The organism is Stenotrophomonas sp. YJH_SMC_94-11 (assembly GCF_059370435.1).
In genome coordinates, this window is the sequence record NZ_JCAFTR010000001.1 from 847757 (window position 1) to 870050 (window position 22294).

Annotated in this window: 15 protein-coding genes; 13 read left to right on the forward strand and 2 right to left on the reverse strand. The window is 67.7% G+C overall.

The window, feature by feature from the left end; translation table 11 throughout:
- Nucleotides 1-119 precede the first annotated feature (119 nt).
- The 7 genes from AC5P74_RS03800 (at nucleotide 120) to AC5P74_RS03830 (ending at nucleotide 10748) form a co-directional block, all read left to right on the forward strand.
- Nucleotides 120-2795 (forward strand): DUF2339 domain-containing protein, encoded by a 2676-nt coding sequence (locus tag AC5P74_RS03800; protein ID WP_495222449.1) that lies wholly within the window; start codon nucleotides 120-122, stop codon nucleotides 2793-2795.
- Complete coding sequence (locus AC5P74_RS03805) at nucleotides 2792-4168, forward strand: DUF3999 domain-containing protein (RefSeq protein ID WP_053501263.1); 1377 nt, start codon at nucleotides 2792-2794, stop codon at nucleotides 4166-4168. The genes AC5P74_RS03800 and AC5P74_RS03805 overlap by 4 nt, the downstream gene beginning before the upstream one ends.
- Nucleotides 4169-4803: 635 nt before the next feature.
- A complete protein-coding gene (locus tag AC5P74_RS03810; protein ID WP_005418866.1) occupies nucleotides 4804-5979 on the forward strand; it encodes a phosphoglycerate kinase in 1176 nt (391 codons plus the stop codon).
- Nucleotides 5976-6629 carry an HAD hydrolase-like protein gene (locus tag AC5P74_RS03815; RefSeq protein WP_065179512.1) on the forward strand — a complete coding sequence of 218 codons (654 nt, stop codon included), beginning with the start codon at nucleotides 5976-5978 and terminating at the stop codon, nucleotides 6627-6629. The genes AC5P74_RS03810 and AC5P74_RS03815 overlap by 4 nt, the downstream gene beginning before the upstream one ends.
- Before the next feature lie 178 nt (nucleotides 6630-6807).
- A complete protein-coding gene (gene pyk / locus AC5P74_RS03820; RefSeq protein WP_005418863.1) occupies nucleotides 6808-8274 on the forward strand; it encodes a pyruvate kinase in 1467 nt (488 codons plus the stop codon).
- Between the two features lie 197 nt (nucleotides 8275-8471).
- Nucleotides 8472-9476, forward strand: a complete 1005-nt coding sequence (locus AC5P74_RS03825) for a class I fructose-bisphosphate aldolase (RefSeq protein WP_005418861.1) — start codon at nucleotides 8472-8474, stop codon at nucleotides 9474-9476.
- A gap of 129 nt (nucleotides 9477-9605) precedes the next feature.
- Nucleotides 9606-10748 carry an ABC transporter substrate-binding protein gene (locus AC5P74_RS03830; RefSeq protein WP_346608171.1) on the forward strand — a complete coding sequence of 381 codons (1143 nt, stop codon included), beginning with the start codon at nucleotides 9606-9608 and terminating at the stop codon, nucleotides 10746-10748.
- 92 nt (nucleotides 10749-10840) lie between these two features.
- Here the strand turns inward: AC5P74_RS03830 and AC5P74_RS03835 are convergent, their stop codons facing one another.
- Together AC5P74_RS03835 and cysK are read right to left on the reverse strand one after the other, a co-directional pair.
- Entirely contained in the window at nucleotides 10841-11440 is a 600-nt protein-coding gene (locus AC5P74_RS03835; protein WP_049413164.1) for an O-acetyl-ADP-ribose deacetylase, read from the reverse strand.
- 237 nt (nucleotides 11441-11677) lie between these two features.
- On the reverse strand, nucleotides 11678-12637 hold the full coding sequence (gene cysK, locus AC5P74_RS03840) for a cysteine synthase A (protein ID WP_053500969.1): 960 nt from the start codon (nucleotides 12635-12637) through the stop codon (nucleotides 11678-11680).
- A 209-nt stretch (nucleotides 12638-12846) separates the two neighbouring features.
- Here cysK and AC5P74_RS03845 point away from each other — a divergent pair, with 209 nt between their 5' ends.
- The 6 genes from AC5P74_RS03845 to AC5P74_RS03870 all read left to right on the forward strand — a co-directional run bounded on the left by AC5P74_RS03845 (nucleotide 12847) and on the right by AC5P74_RS03870 (nucleotide 22083).
- Nucleotides 12847-13830, forward strand: a complete 984-nt coding sequence (locus tag AC5P74_RS03845; protein ID WP_005418854.1) for a LysR family transcriptional regulator — start codon at nucleotides 12847-12849, stop codon at nucleotides 13828-13830.
- A gap of 618 nt (nucleotides 13831-14448) precedes the next feature.
- Entirely contained in the window at nucleotides 14449-14868 is a 420-nt protein-coding gene (locus tag AC5P74_RS03850) for a DUF2946 family protein (protein ID WP_053500558.1), read from the forward strand.
- 72 nt (nucleotides 14869-14940) lie between these two features.
- Nucleotides 14941-17004: a TonB-dependent copper receptor gene (locus AC5P74_RS03855; protein ID WP_346608108.1), complete on the forward strand. Its 2064-nt coding sequence runs from the start codon at nucleotides 14941-14943 to the stop codon at nucleotides 17002-17004.
- A 273-nt stretch (nucleotides 17005-17277) separates the two neighbouring features.
- Nucleotides 17278-18384 carry an efflux RND transporter periplasmic adaptor subunit gene (locus AC5P74_RS03860; RefSeq protein ID WP_053500562.1) on the forward strand — a complete coding sequence of 369 codons (1107 nt, stop codon included), beginning with the start codon at nucleotides 17278-17280 and terminating at the stop codon, nucleotides 18382-18384.
- Nucleotides 18381-21506: an efflux RND transporter permease subunit gene (locus AC5P74_RS03865; RefSeq protein ID WP_005418827.1), complete on the forward strand. Its 3126-nt coding sequence runs from the start codon at nucleotides 18381-18383 to the stop codon at nucleotides 21504-21506. Before AC5P74_RS03860 ends, AC5P74_RS03865 begins: the two co-directional genes overlap by 4 nt.
- On the forward strand, nucleotides 21499-22083 hold the full coding sequence (locus AC5P74_RS03870) for a GNAT family N-acetyltransferase (protein ID WP_005418816.1): 585 nt from the start codon (nucleotides 21499-21501) through the stop codon (nucleotides 22081-22083). The genes AC5P74_RS03865 and AC5P74_RS03870 overlap by 8 nt, the downstream gene beginning before the upstream one ends.
- The last annotated feature ends 211 nt before the right edge of the window (nucleotides 22084-22294 follow it).

The following is a 22294-nucleotide window of genomic DNA, read 5'->3' on the forward strand; positions in this document are numbered from 1 at the left end:
TGTAGATCGCAGACGGACCCCGGCCTGGCCGGGGTTCGTCGTTTATGGGACCCACCCTGTCGTAGCATGGGGCGGTCGACCGCCGCCGCTGGGGCGCGGGATCGCATTGGAAGCACGCAATGGAAGCACTGATAGCCCTGGTCGTACTGGTTCTTCTGGCCATCCCGCTGTTGCTGGTGGTCGCGCTGGTGATGATTGCCGGCCTGCGCCGCCGCGTCGCTGCGCTGGAAAGCGCGATGGCCGCCGCGCCGGCCGCCGTCAGGCCGGCCGCCACCGCACCCGCGCCTGAACGGCCTGTGGCCGCACCTGCCGCCAGCGCCGATCCGCCGTTCCTGCGGCCGCCCGCCGCTGCTGCTGCTGCGCCTCAGCCCCCGCAGCCACCGGTGCGCGAAGCAACGGCCACCGAGGTGCCTGTCCCCCGTCCTGCTGCGCCACCGCCGGTGCCGCCGGTGCCGGTGCAGCCGCCGCTGCCTTCCGAACCGGCACTGCCCAATGTCATCGAGCGTGGCGTCGGTGCGGTCAAGCGCTGGTTCACCGAAGGCAACGTGCCGGTCAAGATCGGCATGCTGGTGCTGCTGGCCGGTGTCGCGGCACTGCTGAAGTACGTCAGCGACCAGGGCTGGCTGGTGTTGCCGATCGAACTGCGCCTGGCCGGCATCACCGTGGCTGCGCTGGGCCTGCTGGCGTTCGGCTGGCACCAGCGCGAGCGCCGGCGCCTGTTCGCGCTGGCGTTGCAGGGCGGTGCCATCGGCGTGCTGCTGCTGACCATCTTCGCGGCATTCAAGCGCTTCGACCTGATTCCCCCGGGCGTTGCCTTCGCCAGCTCCATTGCACTGGTGGCCGGGCTGTGTGTGCTGGCGGTGGTGCAGAACTCGCGCACGCTGGCCGTGCTGGGCATCCTGGCCGGCTTCATGGCACCGCTGTGGTTGTCCACCGGCAGCGGCAACCACGTGGGGCTGTTCAGCTATTACGCCGTGCTCAATGCGGGCATCTTCGCCATTGCCTGGTTCCGCCCATGGCGCGCGCTGAACCTGCTGGGCTTCGCCTTCACCTTCGGCATCGGCACCTTCTGGGGCGTGCTGCAGTACGCACCGGACAAGTTCAGCAGCACTGAGCCGTTCCTGGTGCTGTTCTTCGTGTTCTACCTGCTGATTCCGCTGCTGTACGCGCGCCGGCAGCCGGCCGGCCGGCGCGACCTGATCGATGGCAGCCTGGTGTTCGGCACGCCGCTGGTCGCCTTCTCGCTGCAGGCGGGCATGCTGCACGCGCAACCGATGACGCTGGCACTGTGCGCGCTGGGCCTGGCCGCGATCTACGCGGTACTGGCACGGGCGCTGATCGCACGCGCGTCGTACACCATGCTGGCGCAGTCGCATGCCGTGCTTGCGGTGGGCTTCGCCACGCTGGCGGTGCCGCTGGCGCTGTCGGCGCGCGCCACCGGTGCCGTGTTTGCACTGGAAGGTGCTGGCCTGGCGTGGTTGGGGCTGCGCCAGAAGCGGTGGCTGCCGCAGGTCTCCGGCGCGTTGCTGCAGATCGGCGCCGCATTCGCCTTCGTTGCCGGTGGCGACCACTGGCACGACGACCTGCGCTTCCTGATCAACCCGACCGCCGTTGGCGCGCTGTTGCTGGCCCTGGCCGGCTTCGCGTCGGCGTGGAGCTACCAGCGCAGGCCGCGTCATGAGGTCGCACTGGTGTATTACCTGTGGGGCCTGCTGTGGTGGCTGGGCGGCCTGGTCCATGAGATCACCCGCTTCTTCCCTTACCGCACCGAAGTGGACGCGTTGCTGGTGCTGGCCGCGGTCACTGCCTGGCTGGCGGCCGAAGCGCAGCGTCGGCAGCCAGCGCGTGCGCTGGGCGTGACCGCGCTGGCCATGCTCGCGCTGGGCTTCCCGCTGGCCCTGATGCAGAGCGATGCACACCACCAGCCGTTCGCCGGCCACGGCGCGCTGGCCTGGACGGTGTTCGCGGTACTGGGCGTGCGTACCCTGCTGTGCCTGCGCCAAGGCGGCGATACCGTGGCCCGCATCGCGCAGTTCCTGTGGTGGCTGCTGTGGCCGTCGCTGCTTTCGTTGCTGGCCTTGTGGGGTAGTGGCGAGGCCGGCCTGGCGCAGGGTTGGACGACCCTGCTGGTGACCTTGCCGTGGCTGCTGATGGCGGCGCTGTCGCTGTGGCGCTGGAACGCATTGCGCTGGCCGCTGGGCGCGGCCTTCGACAGCGCGCGCGTCCCGCTGCAGTGCGTGCTGTTCGGCCTGCTGGCGATCGGTTGGCTGCTGGGCCAGCTGCTGCCGGGCGACGCCGCACCGCTGCTGTGGCTGCCGGTGCTGAATCCGGCCGAGATCGGCCAGTGGCTGAGCCTGCTGCTGCTGGCGCGCTGGCTGTACGGCAGTGAGGCACCGCAGGCATTGCTGAACATCCGCATGCCGCTGCTGGCACTGGCGGCCTTCCTCGCGTTGACCAGCCTGGTGCTGCATGGCGTACACCAATGGGGTGGACTGGCGTGGAATGCCTCGATGATGCGCTTCAGCCTGGCGCAGACCAGCCTGACCGTGTTGTGGAGCGTGCTGGGTGTGATTGCCTGGGTGTGGGGGTCGCGTCGCAGCCAGCGTGTGTTGTGGATGGTCGGTGCCGTGCTGATGGGCGTGGTGCTGGCCAAGCTGGTTATTGTCGATCGCCAGCACCTGGGCAACCTGCTGGGCATCGCATCGTTCATCGCCTACGGCCTGCTGTGCACGGTCGTGGGTTATCTGGCACCGGCACCGCCAAGCGCGGCGCCGACCGTGGAGGAATCGCAATGAGGAAGTGGAGCAGGGCGCTGCTGCCGGCGATGTTCGGCATGCTGGCCGCCGTCGTGGTACAGGCGGCTGATTACCGCACGCAGTATGCCGAGCAATGGCCGCTCACATTGTCCAGTGCGCAGTCCGGTGCCTACCGTATCGTGCTGGAGCCGGCGATCTACCGCCGTGCCGTGACCGCCGATCTCAGCGATCTGCAGGTGTTCAACGCGGCCAGCCAGTTGTTGCCGTCGGCACTGCTGGCGCCGGACCAGCCGCTGGCGCAGTCGCCGGTGCAGCGTGAACTGCCGTGGTTCGTGCTGCCGCCGCTGGCCGATGCACAGCGCAACGACCTGCAGCTGCTGACCGAGCGTGATACCGATGGGCGCGTGCGCCGGGTCGAAGCGCGGGTGGGTGGCGGGGCAGGGTCGAGCGGGCAGGGCGGCTGGCTGATCGACGCCAGCATGCTCGATCAGCAACCGCTGGCGGCACTGGTGCTGGACTGGAACGACAGCGGCCAGCCGCTGCAGGTGCAGGTGCAGCTGGATGCCAGTGACGACCTGCAGCACTGGCGATCGATTGGCCGCGACGTGCCGCTGGTGGATCTGCAGCGCGCCGGCAAGCGCCTGCTGCAGCGCCGCCTGCAGGTGGACGGCGCTGCACGCTACCTGCGCATCCTGGCGCAGGGCGACTCGCGCCTGCCGACCCTGCGCGGCGTACTGGCGGAACTGCCGCCAGCACCGGCCACGCTGCCCTGGGAATGGCTGTCGCTGGAGCCGACGTCGTCGGGCAAGGGCGAGTACACCTTCGAGATGGATGGCCGGTTCCCGGTGGCACGTGCCGATGTCGCCAGCACCGATAACAGCCTGGTGCAATGGACGCTGTTCAGCCGCGATGACGAGAGTGCGGAATGGCAACGTCGCAGCGCGCCGTGGATCGCCTACCAGGTGCAGCAGGGCACGCAGGGCCAGCGCCAGCAGTCGGCGGCACAGCCGCTGGGCGGGGTGCACCGCGACCGCTACTGGAAACTGGTGGCGAATCCGGCGGAAACCGCCACCGCGCCGACGCTGCGCCTGGGTTACCAGCCGGAAGTGCTGGTGTTCCTGAGCCAGGGCGCGGCGCCCTACGCACTGGCGGTGGGCAGCGCGACCGCGCGCCGCACGGACGCGCCGATCGGGGTGCTGATCGAGGAACTTCGGCAGCGCAACGATCCTTCGTGGCAGCCAACACTGGCGCGCCTGGAAGGCAGCCCGGAGCTGCTGGCCGGCGATGCGGCGCTGAAGCCGCAGCGCGATTGGAAATCGTGGTTGCTGTGGGCGTTGCTGGGCCTGGGCGTACTGGTGGTGGGTGGCCTGGCGCTCAGCCTGCTTCGGCAGAAGCCTGCACCTTCGGAATAGGTTCCAGCGAACGGCGCAGCCCCTCGTGGGTGGGCGGTTGGTCGCGTAGAGCAGAAGCCGCGCTTGGCCGGCCGGGTGGGCTGGGCAGGGGCGCCGCAAGTACGTCCCTGTAGGCTTAGCCGCGCCATCCATGGCGCGGATACCCCTGCCCAGCCCACCCGCCCGGCCTCTGACAGTTTCCGGTTGCGTCCACCCACGTAGAAGAAGAGAAGAGCAAAAGCGGGTCGCGCGCTGCGCGCACTCGCTGCGGGGTCAGATCCGTTTTCCGCAGGAAAACGGATCTGACCCTGTTCTTTCTCCACCCGACACCAGAAAGCGCTCTTGCTCCTGCCTTTGCCATCCGCCCCGCCTCATGAACCTGTCGAGGCCGGGGTGGTGTGGGGTGGCAGGGGTGTCAGCCGCATGGATGCGGCTGCCAAGCCTCCAGGGACGGATTCACGGCGTCCCCTGCCAGCCCACACCACCCCGGCCCACTCACAGCACCACGAAGCGCCAGCGCTTTGGCCGTTGCCGTTGCTGTTGCATTTGCCCTGCGCCTCTGCCTGCCGCAGGCATCGGCCCTCCCGCCAGCCGCACCCGATACAATGGCCGTCTGCCGCAGACCGGCATCCCGTCCCCGAGCCAAAGAGTTGCCCATGTCCATTGTCCGCATGACCGACCTCGACCTCTCCGGCAAGCGCGTGCTGATCCGCCAGGATCTGAACGTGCCGATCGAGAATGGCCGCATCACCTCCGAACAGCGCATCACCGCTTCGTTGCCGACGCTCAAGCGCGCGCTGGAGCAGGGCGCGGCGGTGATGGTCACCTCGCACCTGGGGCGCCCGAAGGAAGGCGTGTGGAGCGAGGCCGATTCGCTGGCACCGGTCGCCCAGCGCCTGTCCGAACTGCTGGGCCGCGACGTTCCGCTGGTGCGCGACTGGGTCGACGGCGTCGACGTGCAGCCGGGCCAGCTGGTGCTGCTGGAAAACTGCCGCATGAACGTCGGCGAGGGCAAGGACGACGAGGCCCTGTCGAAGAAGTACGCCGCCCTGTGCGACGTGTTCGTGATGGATGCCTTCGGTACCGCGCACCGTGCGCAGGCCTCCACCCATGGTGTCATCCGCTTCGCACCGGTCGCGGCCGGTGGCCCGCTGCTGATGGCCGAGCTGGACGCGCTGGCGCAGGCGCTGGATGCACCGGCCAAGCCGCTGCTGGCCATCGTCGCCGGCAGCAAGGTCAGCACCAAGCTGGAGTTGCTGGCCAATCTGGTTGGCAAGGTCGACCAGCTGATCGTCGGTGGCGGCATCGCCAACACCTTCATCGCCGCAGCTGGCTACAACGTCGGCAAGTCCCTGTACGAGCCGGACCTGCTGGATACCGCGAAGAAGATCGTGGCCGATGCCAAGGCACGCGGCGCCGACATTCCGCTGCCGGTTGACGTGGTCACCGCCAAGCAGTTCCTGCCCGACGCTGCCGCGGAAGTGAAGGCGGTCGATGCCGTTGCCGAAGACGACCTGATCTTGGACATCGGCCCGCAGACCGCCGCGCAGTACGCGCAGCTGATCGAGAAGGCCGGCACCGTGGTCTGGAACGGCCCGGTCGGCGTGTTCGAGTTCGAGTCCTTCAGCAAGGGTACCGAAGCGCTGGCCCGCGCGATCGCCAGCTCGAAGGCGTTCTCCATCGCCGGCGGTGGCGACACCCTGGCCGCAGTCGACAAGTTCGATATCGCCGGCGACGTCAGCTACATCTCCACTGGTGGTGGTGCGTTCCTGGAATTCCTGGAAGGCAAGACCCTGCCGGCTGTCGCCGCACTCGACGCGCGCGGCGCATGAGCGCCGAGCGCGGCAAGGATGTGCTGTTCTTCGATCTTGACGGCACGCTGATCGATTCGCAGGTGGGCATCACCGCCTGCATCGCCTATGCGCTGCAGAAGATGGACCATCCGGTGCCGCCGCAGGAAACCCTGCTGGGCTGGATCGGTCCTTCGCTGCGCACCACCTTCGCGCCGTTGTTCGTCGAACCGGCGCGGGTGGAACAGGCCGTGGGCTACTACCGGGAGCGCTTCGACGTCGAAGGCTGGCGCGAGCACACGGTGTACCCGCAGGTGGAAGGCACGCTGCGCACGCTGCATGGCCGTGGACACCGGCTGGCGGTGGTCACCGCCAAGAACGAGCCGCACGCGCGCCGCATCCTCGCCCACCTGCCGTTCGGTGGGCTGTTCGAGGAGATCGTCGGTTCAACCCTGGATGGCTCGCGCAGCCACAAGCCGGAACTGGTCGGCGAGGCACTGCGCCGGCTGCAGGTGCAGCCTGCACAGTGCTGGATGATCGGCGACCGGCGCATGGACATCGAAGGCGCGCGCCACCACGGCCTGCGTAGTGTCGGCGTGCTGTGGGGCTTTGGCGGAGAGGCGGAATTGACCGAAGCCGGTGCCAGCCAGCTGGCACGTGAGCCGGCGCAGCTGGAAGCGCTGCTGGCGTAGCTTCCTGTGGAGCCGAGCCCATGCTCGGCTCCACAGAACCGCCCCCCTGCGCCAGCGTATGTCCGGATGATGTCCGTTCCATGACCCGCGAAGTCAGGCGGCACAAGGCTGTAACCGTATACATGCGGCGTGAAGGATGTGCTAATTTCCGTTCTTTATCGGGAGAGGCCCATCCACCATGTTCGAGCGTCAGCGTCGCACCAAGATCCTTGCCACCCTCGGTCCGGCCACTGACCCGCCGGGCGTGCTGGAGGATCTGTTCCGCGCCGGCGTCAACGTGGTGCGCCTGAACTTCAGCCATGGCGATCCGTCCGGCCAGGCCAAGCGTGCCGCCGAAGTGCGTGCCGCTGCGGCCCGCGTGGGTGTGGAAGTGGGCATCCTGGCCGACCTGCCGGGCCCGAAGATCCGCATCGAGCGCTTCGCCGAAGGCAAGGTGCAGCTGAAGGCGGGCGACCGCTTCGACCTGATCGCCAGCGAGAACGCCGGCCCGGGCACTGCCAGCGAGGTGGGCGTGAGCTACCTCGGCCTGCCGCAGGACGTCGGCCCGGGTGATGTGCTGCTGCTCGACGACGGCCTGATGCAGTTGCAGGTGGTGGAAGTACAGGGCGACCGTATCGTCAACACCGTGCTCAACGATGGTGTGTTGTCCGACCGCAAGGGCCTGAACAAGCAGGGCGGCGGCCTCTCGCTGGGTGCGCTGACCGAGCGCGACAAGGAGCTGATCGGCATCGTTGCCAAGATTGGCGTGGACTTCATCGCCGTGTCGTTCTGCCGCAATGCGCAGGACATGAACGATGCGCGCGACATCGCCCGTTCGCACGGCTGTGATGCCGCGCTGGTGTCGAAGATCGAGCGCACCGAGGCAATCGAGAACCTGGAAGAAATCGTCGAGGCCAGTGACGTGGTGATGGTCGCCCGTGGCGACCTGGGCGTGGAAATCGGCGATGCCGAGCTGCCGGGCCTGCAGAAGAAGATCATCAAGGCCTCGCTGGCGCAGAACAAGGTGGTGATCACCGCCACGCAGATGCTGCAGTCGATGGTGGAAAGCCCGATCCCGACCCGCGCCGAAGTACTGGACGTGGCCAACTCGGTCATCGACGGCACCGACGCAGTGATGCTGTCGGCGGAAACTGCCGCTGGCGCCTACCCGGTCAAGGCCGTGGAGGCGATGGCACGCATCTGCCTGGGTGCCGAGCGCCAGTTCCAGACCGAGACCGACTTCAACGCGTCGCCGCGCAACCTGGAACGTGCCGACCAGGCGATTGCCATGGCCACCATGTTCCTGTCGCAGCATGTGGGCGTGCGCGCGATCGTGGCGATGACCGAATCCGGTGGCACCGCACGTTACCTGTCGCGTTTCCGGGCCAAGGCGCCGGTGTTCGCGGTGACCCGCCATGACGGTGCGCGCCGGCAGATGGCGCTGATGCGCGATGTGTTCCCGATCAACTTCGACAGCCGCGGCCTGACCCCGCGTGAAGCCGCGCGCGGCAGCATCCGCCTGCTGGTGGAATCGGAACTGCTGCAGGCTGGTGATCGCGTCGTGTTCACCAGTGGCGAGCACATGGAAACCCACGGTGCCACCAATACCCTGCGCCTGCTGGAAGTGGGTGAGGACGGCCGCGCCATCGGCCTGGGCGACCTGTAAGCGCTGGCCACATCGGGTCGGAGCCGCTGCGCGGATCCGACCCGGGGTCAGATCCGCGCAGCGGCTCTGACCCCAACCCAGCAGGACATCCGTTGTCCTGTGCGGACATTGGAATCGTTTCCATCCTGACCTCGACACCGAGGCAACGGGCCGCGGGGCTATACTTGTGTTTTTCCCGCACCCGCCACAGGAAATACATGAGCATCGAACAGCTGGCTGAAACCGCCCAGGCCATGGTCGCCCCGGGCAAGGGCATCATCGCGATCGACGAATCCACCGCTACCATCGCCAAGCGTTTCGCCGGCGTCGGTATCGAGAACACCGAGGAGAACCGTCGCGCCTACCGCGAGCTGCTGCTGACCACGCCGAAGCTCAACGAGCACATTTCCGGCGCCATCCTGTTTGACGAAACCATCCGCCAGTCGACCAAGGACGGCGTGCCGTTCGCCAAGTACATGGCCGACCACGGCATGATTCCGGGCATCAAGGTGGATAAGGGTGCGCACCCGCTGGCCGGCTGCCCGGGCGAGCTGGTGACCGAAGGCCTCGATGGCCTGCGTGAGCGCCTGCAGGAGTACTACAAGCTGGGCGCGCGCTTCGCCAAGTGGCGTGCAGTCATCAACATCGGCGAGAGCATCCCGTCGGGTACCTGCATCGAATCCAACGCCCATGCGCTGGCCCGCTATGCAGCGCTGTGCCAGGAATGCGGCCTGGTGCCGATGGTCGAGCCGGAAGTGATCATGGACGGCGATCATGACATCGAGACCTGCTACGAAGTCACCGAAGCCACCCTGCGTTCGCTGTTCGACGCCCTGTACCAGCAGAACGTGCTGCTGGAAGGCACCATCCTGAAGGCGTCGATGGTCATCTCCGGCAAGGGCTGCGATGAGCAGGCCGACGTCGAGGAAGTGGCCGAGTCGACGGTGATGTGCCTGAAGAGCACCGTGCCGGCGATCCTGCCGGGCGTCGTGTTCCTGTCCGGTGGCCAGAGCGACGAGCAGTCCACCGAGCACCTGAACGCGATGAACCAGCTGGGCAACCTGCCGTGGCCGCTGAGCTTCTCCTACGGCCGCGCCATGCAGCAGGCCGCGTTGAAGCTGTGGGCCAAGGACATGAAGGGCAACTACGCTGCTGCCCAGAAGACCGTGTACGAGCGCGCCAGGGACAACGGCCTGGCGGCGCTGGGCAAGTGGAACGGTTGATCCGTCCCATCGCTGGATGAACAAGGCAGCGCCGGCATCACGCCGGCGTTTGCTTTTGCGGGTATCTTTTCCGCCCCCATGCGCCTGGCCGGTGCGTGGGAACCACATGGAAGGCCAAGGAGAAACAACATGCGTTTGGCAGCAATCACACTGGCCGTCGCCACGGTCCTGGTCGCCGGCGGTTGCAACCGTCTCGGTGGCGGTGGTGACGCAGGCAAGGCCGCGTCGCTCGATTTCGACAAGCCGGTTTCCGGCGAGATCACCTCGCGCAGCGGCATCAACTACAACGACGGCAGCCACCACCAGCTCTACCAGATCAAGCTGGAAGACAAGCAACTGGTCGGTCTGAAGCTGACCGGTTCGCTGAGCGGCTCGATTGCCGTGTTCAACAACGGCAGCCTGGTGGCCAGCAGCAACACCGGCTACGAGCGCGAAGGCGACGTCTCGCTGGCCTTCCGTGCCAACGGTGGCGGCATCTACCAGGTGGCGGTCAACGCCAACGGCTCGACCGACTATGGTCCGTACCGCCTGCGTGCCGAGAAGCTGGTGCCGTACGACGGCAAGCCGCTGGCGGGCAGCGGCGAGATCGTCGACATGCTGGCCGGTGGTTCCCAGGATTACACCCTGCAGGTGGACAAGGCCGGCCTGTACGAGATCCGCCTGGTGTCGGATGTCTTCGATCCAGTGCTGAAGCTGTCGGGCCAGGGCGTGGATGCCGAGAATGACGACGGCGGTGACAGCACCAACTCGCGCCTGACCCTGTCGCTGAAGCCGGGCAAGTACACCCTGACCGCGCGTGGCCTGGGCGACGGCGTCAGCGGCATGTTCACCCTGTCGGCCACCCGCATCGAGCTGCCCGGCAATCTGGTCGAGCGCGATGGCACGGCACTGCCGAAGTCGGGGAGCGTGTACACGATGCTCGACAACGATGGCCGCCGCCGCTTCCTGCTGTCCCTGGACCGCCCGGCCGATGTGCGCCTGGATGCGATCTCCAGCCAGGTCGATACCCTGCTGCGCGTGGTTGGCGGCGATGTCGAGCTGACCGACGACGACGGCGGCAACGGTACCAATTCACGCCTGGAAGAGACCCTGCCGGCCGGTCACTACACCGTCGATGTGTCCAGCCTGAACAATGGCGCAGGCATGGTGGAAGTGCGCGTGCAGGTGGATGGCGCGAGCGCCGACGGGGCCGCAGCCTCGGCGGCACGTGCCGCGGCAGACGCAGCCGCCGTGGCCGATGATGCCGCCGCGGTGGAAGCCTCCAGTCGCTGAGTGTGATCCACGCCGTGCGTGGAAGAGCACTACGCTGCAACGGAAAAGGCCGGGCAATGCCCGGCCTTTTCTTTTACCTGAAGCACCACGGTTCAGTGCGCGGCGGCAAAGCCCGCATCCCCCAGCGGCGGCAGCAGCGACCCGCGCGGTTCGCTGTCCGCGCTTTGCCCGGCGGCGCTCAACGCCTGCTGGTAGGCCTTGGCCGTCGCGGTATTGAACGCCACCAGCACGATGCGCATCGGTTGCGCATGGCTGCGCTGCCAGGCCAGTGTTTCGGTGACAGCGATCTGCGCGGCCTGGTACAACGGATAGCCATACACGCCGCAGCTGATCGCCGGGAAGGCGATGGACTGCACGCCCAGTGATTCGGCCAGCTGCAGTGACTTCCAGTAGCAGTTGGCCAGCAACGCCGGTTCATCGCGCTGGCCGTCGTGCCAGACCGGGCCTACCGTGTGCAGTACATGGCGCGCCGGCAACGCATGGGCACCGGTGGCGCGCACTTCACCCGTCGGGCAACGCACGCCCGGGCGCAGCTCCGGCAACCGCTCGCACTCTGCCCGCAAGGCGGGGCCGGCCGCACGATGGATCGCGCCGTCGACACCGCCGCCACCGAGCAGCGTTTCATTGGCCGCGTTGACGATCGCATCCACCGCCAGGGTCGTGATGTCGCCCTGCCAAACCTCGATCTTCATGCGTCCGTCTCCTGCCTGTGAGGTGATCCGCGCAGCATCTGCGCCGGCTGTTCCCACGGTAGGGGACAGGGCATCGATGCTGCGTCATGACCGTCTCACGCGCTGCGATCCAACGGCCTTCGCGCACGATGGCGGGCGACGCCTTCACGCAGGCTGAAGCAGGGCGCACGCCGGGCACGGCCCGGCGCTACCTGCAGTCGGACGTCGGTAGCGCCGGGCCATGCCCGGCGGATCGCATCACGGCAGGCCGGCCAGCCAGTCGTCGTCGGATCCTTCGTTCACATCGGCGAACAGCGGCGTGGAGAAGTAACGTTCACCGGTGTCCGGCAGCATCGCAAGGATCACCGAGCCCGGTTCAGCGCGGGCAGCGATGTCCAGCGCGCTGGCCACGGTGGCGCCGGCGGAGATGCCGACGAAGATGCCTTCCTCGGCGGCCAGGCGACGCGCGGTGGTGATCGCACGATCGTCTTCGACCGAGACCAGTTCATCCACCACGTCGCGGTTGAGCACGTCCGGCACGAAGTCCGGGGTCCAGCCCTGGATCTTGTGCGGCTTCCAGTCATCCCCCTTGAGCAGGGCGGCGCCGGCCGGTTCGGTGGCGATGATGCGGGCCTGCGGGCGTGCCACCTTCAGCACTTCGCCTACGCCAGTGAGCGTGCCGCCGGTGCCCCAGCCGCTGACGAAGTAGTCCAGCCGCTTGCCGGCGAAGTCGCGCAGGATCTCGGCAGCGGTGGTGTTGCGGTGATACGCCGGGTTGGCCGGGTTGGCGAACTGGCTGGCCAGGAACCAGCCGTGCTGCTCGGCCAGCTCAGCCGCCCTGCGCACCATGCCGCTGCCGCGCTCGGCGGCCGGGGTCAGGATCACCTTGGCGCCGTAGGCACGCATCAGCTTGCGGCGCTCGACCGAGAAGGTTTCGACCATGGTGGCCACGAACTTGTAGCCGCGCGCGGCGGCGACCATCGCCAGTGCCACGCCGGTGTTGCCCGAGGTGGCCTCCACGATCGTGTCGCCCGGCTTGAGCAGGCCGCGTGCTTCGGCATCGAGAATGATCGCCAGCGCCAGGCGGTCCTTCACCGAGCCGCCCGGGTTGAACGACTCGACCTTGGCGTAGACGCTGACCTGTGGCGGCGCCAGGCGCTGCAGCCTGACGATGGGGGTGTTGCCGACGGTATCGAGGATGGAGTCGTACAGGGCCATGGGAGCGCTCCGGAAACGGGGCCGCGACGGGTCACGGCGGGCGAAGGGGGGAGGGCTGGCCGTTCAGGCCAGCGGCTGCCGGCTGACCGTAGCGCCGGCATATGACGCCCGGAAATGACCAGATACCTTTCTTAAACAACCTTTGGTTATAAGCTGGTGACGGCAATTGACCCTAGAGTGGACTTCCGCCCCATGCCGCCTGCCTGCCCATGACGCTGACCCAGCTGCGCTACCTGGTAGCCATCGCCGACGCCGAGCTGAACATCACGCTGGCCGCCTCGCGCGTGCACGCCACCCAGCCCGGCCTGTCCAAGCAGCTCAAGCAGCTGGAGGACGAGCTCGGCTTCCTGCTGTTCGTGCGCAAGGGGCGCAGCCTGGAGTCGGTTACCCCGGCCGGAACCGAAGTCATCGCGCGTGCCCGCGCAGTGCTGGCCGAAGCCAACAACATCCGTACGTATGCGGCAAACCAGCGGCGCGAAAGCCAGGGCCAGCTGATCCTGACCACCACGCACACCCAGGCGCGCTTCGTGTTGCCGCCGGCGGTGGCGGCGATCAAGCAGGCCTATCCGCAGGTCAGCGTGCACCTGCAGCAGGCCGGTGAAACCGACGCGCTGGACCGCTTGAACCAGGGTGACGCCGATATCGCCATCATCAGCACCGCAGGCGGTGAGCCAACCGACGGCATCGCAGTGCCGCTGTTCCGCTGGCGGCGCCTGGTGGTGGTACCCAAGGGCCACCCGTTGGACCGCGCCGGCCGTGCACCGGACCTGGCCGCGCTGGCCCGCCAGCCGTTGATCAGCTACGAATCCTCGACCCGACCGAACTCTTCCCTGCAACGCGCCTTCGCCGCCAATGGGCTGGTGCCCGACCTGGCGCTGACCGCGCTCGATGCCGACCTGATCAAGACCTACGTGCGCACGGGCCTGGGCGTAGGCCTGCTGGCCGAGATGGCGGTCAGTTCCAATGACGAAGACCTGAGGTCGTGGCCGGCGCCGGATCCGATCAGCGAGTGCATCGCCTGGGCGGTGTTGCCGCGCGACCGCGTGCTGCGTGATTACGCGCTGGAGCTCGTGCACGTGCTGGCCCCACAGATTGATCCGCGCGACCTGCGGCGGGTGCTGGATGGCAACCAGGCCGCAGCGTGGCCGGTGCCACCGACCTGGGAGTCTCTGACCCAGACCATCACGGTGTGAGGTGGGTCGAGCAGGGCGTGCAGCCCTGCACCTGCCGAATCAAAGGCAAACGCCGAAGCAACAGCAACTGCTGGCTTCCGTGGGGCGGCGGGGCGGTGTGGGCAGGCAGGACACGCCGTAAACCTATCCCTGGGGGCTCGATGGCGCCATCCATGGCGCCAACGGTCCTGCCTGCCCACACCGCCCCGCCTCTGACAGATTCCGATGGCTGTTGGTAGGTGTCGACCTTGGTCGACACGGTAGATCCACGCCATGCGTAGATGAAATCTGTCAGATATCGAAATGCATCTGGGGTCAGATCCGTTTTTCCTGCGGAAAACGGATCTGACCCCAAGAGCCGTTCCAACAGACCGCAGAAAACTGTCGAAGGCGGGGTGGGTCCGGTTGCGGGGGCGTGAGCGCCATGGATGGCGCGACCGAGGCTACATGGACGTATTTACGGCGTCCCCCGCAGCCGGACCCACCCCGCCTACCCACAGGAAACCGCTTTTGCTTTTGCTGTTGCTTCGGCTCTTGCCGTGGCCTCTGCAGGTGCAGGGCTGCAAGCCCTGCCGATAAACCCCCTCCTGCGACGGTTCGTCGCACGGGCAACCCTGGACCCGCCTCTACACTAGCGGGGTGACCCGCCTGTCCCGCCCGCAGCGCCTCCTGCTGCAGCTCGCCGTCCTGGCGACGCTGCTGATGGTGCTTGCGCCACTGGTCAGCCGCGCGCTGCAGGCGCCGCCGATGGACCACGCGGCGATGGCAGGCATGGACCACGCGCACATGCACCACGACGCTGCCGCAGTGGGTCAGAGCCCTCTGCACGGGCAACGGAGTCCGACCCCACCGGCCGATCCCCACGCCATGCATGGCGAAGCCTGCGAATACTGCGTGCTGGCCATGCGCCTGCTGCCGTGGCTGGCTGTACTGGTGGTGCTGTTGCCACTGCTGTGGCGGCCGCGGCTGGTATTCCCGTGGTCGCAGCAGGTACTGCCGGCACTGCGCTGGCCGGCACACGCCGCGCGTGGGCCACCGCGCGCCTCCATCGTCCGCTGATTTTCCTGTCGAATCTGCCGCACGACGCCTGACCGGGCGCCGTGCGCGCGTGCGTACCTTGGAGCTGTTCCGATGAAAATGACTTCCCGCCCCGCCGGCGCCTGCGTGCGCCTGCCGGTTGCCCTTGGCCTGGCCGCAGCTGCAACGCTGGCCCATGCCGCGCCCGCCGAAGAGGCGCGCACTCTCGATACGCTGGTGGTCACCGCCGCCGCGCCTTCGTCGCCACTGCACTGGGTGACCGATCCACGCCTGCCGCGGCAGCCGGTCCCTGCCAGTGACGGCGCCGATTACCTGAAGACCGTTCCTGGCTTCTCCGCCATCCGCAACGGCGGCACCAACGGTGACCCGGTGCTGCGCGGCATGTTGGGTTCGCGCCTGAACATCCTCAGCAATGACGGCAACCTGATCGGTGCCTGCCCCTCGCGCATGGACAACCCGCTGTCCTACATCGCACCGGAGAGCTTCGACCGCCTGACCATCATCAAGGGCCCGCAGAGCGTGCGCTGGGGGGCAGGTGCCTCGGCCGGCACCGTGCGCTTCGAACGCGATACACCGCGCTTCGAGGAACCGGGCCTGCGTGCCGATGCCAGTACGCTGGTCGGTTCGCGCAACCGCAACGACCAGGTGCTGGACCTGACCCTGGGCAACCCGACCGGCTATGTGCGCGCCAGCGGCAACCGTTCCGAAGCCGATGACTACAAGGACGGCAACGGCGATGTGGTGCCATCGAAGTGGCGCAAGTGGAACGGTGACGTGGCGATCGGCTGGACGCCGGATGCCGACACGCTGCTGGAAATTTCTGCCGGTGCCGGCGATGCGATCGCACGCTACGCGGGGCGCGGCATGGACGGTGCCGCGTTCGAACGCACCAGCTACGCCGCGCGCTTCGAGAAGCGCAATCTGCCGGGTGCGTGGGACACAGTGCAGGCCAACGTGTACTACAACGAGGCCGACCACGTGATGGACAACTACACGCTGCGAACGCCGAATCCGCACAGCATGATGCCGATGCCGATGGCATCGAACGTGGACCGACGCACCCAGGGCGGCCGGGTCAGTTCCGAGTGGCGCTGGCAGGACGTGCAACTGGTGGCGGGTGTGGATGGCGAGGACAGCCGCCATCGTGGGCGAATGGGCATGGGCCGGGGCACCTATAGCCAGGCGGCGTGGCAGACCGATGCCAGCTTCCGCCGCTATGGCGTTTTCACCGAGTTGACCCTCGGGGCCGGCACCGATCAGCGCTGGATCAGCGGCCTGCGCATCGATCGTGCCAGCGTGCGTGATGAGCGGCAGTCGATCCGTGGAATGATGGGCAGCCGGCCCAACCCAACGGCCGAGCAAAAGCGCAAGGCGTGGCTCGGCAGTGGCTTCCTGCGCTACGAGCAGGACCTGGCCGACGGCCTGACCTGGTACGCCGGCCTCGGCCACAGTGAACGCATGCCCGACTACTGGGAGCTGTTCTCGCCCGACCACGGACCGGCCGGTGCAGTGAACGCGTTTGCCGGCATCCAGCCCGAGCGCACCACGCAGCTCGACGTGGGCCTGCAGTACAAGGGACCGCGCGTGCAGGCCTGGGTCTCGGCCTATGCCGGGCAGATCCAGGACTACATCCTGTTCACCTACCACGGCAGCGGCATGATGGGCATGAGCCAGGCCAGCAACGTCGAGGCGCGCATTGCCGGTGCCGAGGCCGGGTTGGAAGTGAGCCTGACCGAGCAGTGGAAGCTGGGCGGCACGCTGGCCTATGCCTGGGGAGAGAACCGCGACCAGCAGCGTCCGCTGCCGCAGATGCCGCCGTTGGAAGCACGCCTGAGCGCGAACTGGGAGGGCCAGCGCTGGAGTGCCGGCGCATTGCTGCGCGCGGTGACCCATCAGCATCGTGTCGCAGATGGACAGGGCAACGTGGTCGCGCAGGACCTCGGGCCGAGCGCCGGGTTTGCCACCTTCGCGCTCAATGCCGCGTACCGTTTCAGTTCGCAGCTGCAGCTCAGCGCCGGCGTCGACAACCTGTTCGACCGCGCCTACAGCGAGCACCTGAACCTGGCCGGCAGCGCCGACTTCGGCTTCCCGGCCGACCCGGTGCGGATCAACGAGCCGGGGCGTAGCGTGTGGATGAAGTTGAACTACCGGTATTGATCCGCCGGGCATAAAAAAACGGGGCCGGATCCCCGCCAGGATCCGTCCCCGCCCGACGCCCTCGGTCGGGCAGGTTCGACTCTACGATGACGGCCGCGGTGGTGCACCACTGGATACACCCCGACACACGCCGACACTGCCCATGGCAGCCTTGCACGGAACGGGTTCAAGGCGCTATCGCAGCCTAGGTTCCACGCCGGTAAACGCTTGGCACATACCGCTTTTATGGGCACTTGCCTACACTCGGCGGCCGTGGATCAATCAGGACCGTTCATGTTGGCTCGTATCGCTTCGACCCTGGCCCTTGGCCTCAGCCTGGCCGTGCTGGCCGGGTGCGCAGGCAAACAGGAGGCCGCCGCACGTCGGCAGGGCGAAGCGGTGCCGGTCACCGCGCAGGTCGTGCAGCCCACGCAGTGGAACGACACCCTGCAGGCACTGGGCACGGCCAAGGCGCGCGAGTCGATCAGCGTCACTGCCAAAGTCAGCGAGATCGTCGAGAAAGTGCACTTCGAGAGTGGCCAGCACATTGCCGCCGGTGCGCCGATCGTGACGCTGCGCGGGCAGGCCCAGGAAGCCGCACTGGTGCAGGCGCAGGCCACCTTCCATGAAGCTGATCAGCTGTACAAGCGCCAGCGCGAACTGGCCGCCCAGCGGCTGGTGTCCAGCGCCACGCTGGATACGCAGAAGTCGATCCGCGACGCCGCCGAGGCGCGCGTGATGCAGATGCAGGCAGACATTGGCGACCGCCGCGTGCGTGCGCCCTTTGCCGGTGTGCTTGGCATCCGCCAGGTCAGTCCGGGATCGCTGCTGACCCCGACCACGGTCATCGCCACGCTCGACGACATCGAGCACATGCATGTCGATTTCCAGGTGCCGGAAGTGGAGCTGGCTGCGCTGGGCGTTGGTGACAAGGTCAGTGCCACCAGCGTGGCCTGGCCGGGTCGCACCTTCGAGGGCGTGGTCAGCACCATCGATGCGCGCATCGATCCGGCCACCCGTGCGGTGACCGTGCGCGCCGATTTCGCCAATGGCGACCACGCATTGCGCCCGGGCATGCTGCTGGACGTGCGCCTGTTCCGCCCCGAGCGCCCGGCGCTGGTGGTCCCGGAAATCGCCGTGGTACAGGTCGGCCGCGATACCTTCGTGTACCGCATCAAGGCCGACGACAGCGTCGAGCGGGTGGACGTGGTCACCGGCGCGCGCCGTGCCGGCGTGGTCGAGATCCGGCAGGGCCTGGAAGCAGGCCAGCGCATCGTGGTCGATGGCACCGGCAAGCTGCGCCCGGGCCTGAAGGTCGCTGCGAAGGACGCCGCACCGGCCTCTGGCGCCAAACCGGCTGACGCGCCGGCGCCGGTCGCGACCGAGGGCCGCGGCGGATGAAGCTGTCCGACATCTCCATCCAGCGGCCGGTGTTCGCCGTGGTGATGAGCCTGTTGCTGCTGGTGCTGGGCGTGATGTCCTTCACCCGCCTGACCCTGCGCGAACTGCCCGCCATCGACCCTCCGATCGTTTCGGTGTCGGTGGACTACACCGGCGCGTCGGCGGCGGTCATCGAAAGCCGCATCACCCAGGTGCTGGAAGATGCGCTGGCCGGCATCGAAGGCATCGATACGATCAACGCGCGCAGCACCAACGGCCGCTCGCAGGTCAGCATCGAGTTCACCTCCAACCGTGATATCGAAGCGGCGGCCAACGACGTGCGCGATGCGGTCAGCCGCGTCGCCGACCGCATGCCGGAAGAGGCGCGGCCACCAGAGATTGCCAAGGTCGAGAGCGATGCCGACCCGATCATCTGGTTCAACATGGTGTCCTCGACCATGGACACGCTGGAGTTGAGCGACTACGCCGACCGCTACGTGGTCGATCGTTTCTCCAGCCTCGATGGCGTGGCCCAGGTCCGCATCGGCGGCCGCCAGCGCTATGCGATGCGGATCTGGCTGGACCGTGACCAGCTGGCCGCGCGCGGGCTGACCACCGGCGACGTGGAAACCGCACTGCGCAACGAGAACGTGGAGCTGCCGGCCGGCCGCATCGAGTCGACCGACCGCGATTTCACCCTGCGCGTGGAACGCAACTACATCAAGCCCGAGGATTTCGCGACCATCCCGCTGGGCAAGGGCCGCGACGGCTACGTGGTGCGCATGGGCGACGTGGCGAAGATCGAGCTGGCCTCGGCCGAACGCCGCGCGTACTACCGCAGCAACGGCGAGCCCGGCATCGGCCTGGGCATCGTCAAGACCTCCACCGCCAACTCGCTGGACGTGGCACGCACTGCGCGCGCTGAGGCCGAGCGGGTGGCGCTGACCCTGCCCAAGGGCACGCAGATCTTCGTCGCCTTCGACAACACCACCTTCATCGAAGCTGCAGTGGACCGCGTCTACGCCACCCTGGTGGAAGCGATGATCCTGGTGCTGGCGGTGATCTGGCTGTTCCTCGGCAGCTTCCGCGCCGCGTTGATTCCGGCGGTGACGGTGCCGGTCTGCCTGGTGGCGGCGTTCATCGCGCTGTATGCGTTCGACTTCTCGATCAACCTGCTGACCCTGCTGGCGCTGGTGCTGTGCATCGGCCTGGTGGTGGACGATGCGATCGTGGTGGTGGAAAACGTGCAGCGCCGCATCGACCTGGGCGAACCACCGCTGGTGGCCTCCAAGCGCGGCACCGCGCAGGTCGCCTTCGCGGTGATCGCCACCACTGCCGTGCTGGTGGCGGTGTTCCTGCCGGTCGGCTTCCTGGAGGGCAACACCGGGCGACTGTTCCGCGAACTGGCCGTGGCGCTGGCCGCTGCCGTGGCGTTGTCCGCGTTCGTTGCGCTCACACTGACGCCGATGATGGCTTCCAAGCTGCTCAAGCCGCATACCGGGCAGGCCCCGCGAGGCCTGCACGGCTTCATCAACCGCAACCTGGAACGCCTTGCGGGTGCCTATGGGCGAGTGCTCGATCACCATGTCGACCGCACCTGGATCTACCTGCTGGTGATGGTGGCTGCGCTGGCCGCCAGCTGGGGCCTGCTCAAGCTGCTGCCCTCGGAACTGGCGCCAGCCGAAGACCGTGGTTCGTTCCAGATCATGATCGACGGCCCGGAAGGCGCCGGCTACGACTACACCGTGCAGCAGGTGCAGCAGGTGGAAGCGCTGCTGGCACCGCATGTCGGCCCGGACAAGCCGATCGTGCGTGCCAACCCCCGCGTGCCGGGCGGCTGGGGCGCCAGCGAGGAAATGCATACCGGCCGCGTCAGCATCTTCCTGCAGCCGTGGCGCCAGCGCAGCGAGGGTACGCCCGAAGTCGCCAACGAACTGCAGAAGGAACTGGATACCATCCGCGGCGTGCGCGTACGCACGCAGGTGGGTGGTGGCCTGGTGCGCAGCGGCGGCCAACCGTTCCAGATCGTGCTGGGCGGCCCGGAATATGCCGAGATCGCGCAGTGGCGCGACCGCATCCTGCTGCGCATGGCCGACAATCCCGGCCTGGTCGGCCCCGATTCCGATTACAAGGAAACCCGGCCGCAGATGCGGGTGAACATTGACCGCCAGCGTGCGGCCGATCTCGGCGTGCCGGTCACCGCGATCGGTTCGGCGCTGGAAACCATGATGGGCTCGCGTCGCGTCACCACCTTCGTCGACAACGGCGAGGAGTACGACGTGCTGGTGCAGGCCGGTCGCGATGGTCGTGCCAGCCCGGCCGACCTGGCCGCGATCCGCGTGCGCGCCAACTCCGGCGAGTTGGTGCCGCTGTCCAACCTGGTCACGCTGAGTGAAGTGGCCGAGGCCGGCACCCTGAACCGCTTCAACCGACTGCGCTCGATCACCATCAGTGCCGGCCTGGCGCCGGGTTATCCGCTGGGCGAGGCCATTGCGTGGGCACAGAACGTAGCCCAGGAAGAGCTGCCGCAGTACGCGCAGGTGAACTGGAAGGGCGAATCACGCGAGTACCAGAGCGCCGGCGGTGCGGTGCTGCTGACCTTCGCGATGGCGCTGCTGGTGGTGTACCTGGTGCTGGCGGCGCAGTTCGAGAGCTTCATCCATCCGCTCACCATCATGCTGACCGTGCCGCTGGGCGTACTCGGCGCGCTGGTCGGGTTGTGGGTGAGTGGCGGTACCGTGAACCTGTTCAGCCAGATCGGCATCGTGATGCTGGTCGGCCTTGCCGCGAAGAACGGCATCCTCATCGTCGAATTCGCCAACCAGCTGCGCGACGATGGGCGCAGCGTGCGCGAGGCGATCATCGAGTCGGCGATGGTGCGCCTGCGCCCGATCCTGATGACCTCGATCGCCACCGTGGTCGGCGCGATCCCGCTGGTGGTCGCCGGTGGTCCTGGTTCGGCCAGCCGTGGCACGATCGGCATCGTGATCATCTTCGGTGTGACCCTCTCGACCTTCCTGTCGCTGTTCGTGGTGCCGGCGTTCTACGCGCGGCTGGCGCCGTACACCCGTTCGCCGGAAGCGGTGAAGCGCGAGCTGGAGAAGCAGGAAGCGGAATCGCCGTCGGTGGGCGGGCATGCCTGACCGGTACGCCGGCGGGGTCGGATCCCTTTCCCAAAGGGAAAGGGCTCTGACCCCAGACCTGCAAGGCGACGGCTTCCAGCTGCGCCCCTGGCGCCCGGATGACCTGGACTCCCTGCTGCGCCACGCCAACGATGCCGAGGTATCGCGCGGCCTGCGCGACCGCTTTCCTTACCCGTACACGCGCGGGGATGGCGAGGCTTTCCTCGCCGGCCGCGTGCTGGCTCCCGGCACCCTGAACCTGGCCATCGAGATCGACGGCCAGGCCTGCGGCAGCGTCGGTGCCCAACAGGGCCTGGCCGAGCGTGGGCATACCGCCGAGCTGGGTTACTGGCTGGGCCGGGCCTATTGGGGGCAGGGCCTGATGACCCGCGTGGTCGGCCTGTTTGCCCCGTGGGTGATGGATGAGCTGCGCCTGTTCAGGCTGCAGGCCACCGTGGTCGACTTCAACCTCGGCTCGGCCCGGGTGCTGGAGAAGAACGGCTTCCAGGAAGAGGGCGTGGAGCGCTGTGCGGTCTACAAGCGCGGCGTGCTGCACGACCTGCGCCGTTTCGCCCGGGTGCGCACGCAGCTGCCGTGAGCCCTCGGGGTCAGATCCCTTTTCGCCAGAAAAGGGCTCTGACCCCAACCCGCCATAAGGGCGAACCGGGGTCGGAGCCCTCGCGCGGCGCGCAAGGGATCCGATCCCTTGTCTTCTGGCGCTACCGCAGCGGCCTTCGATCAGGGAGAATCGACCGGTCCCCTCCAGCCGACGGGACGTCCTTACAACCCGCCGACTGGAGAGAGCGCGC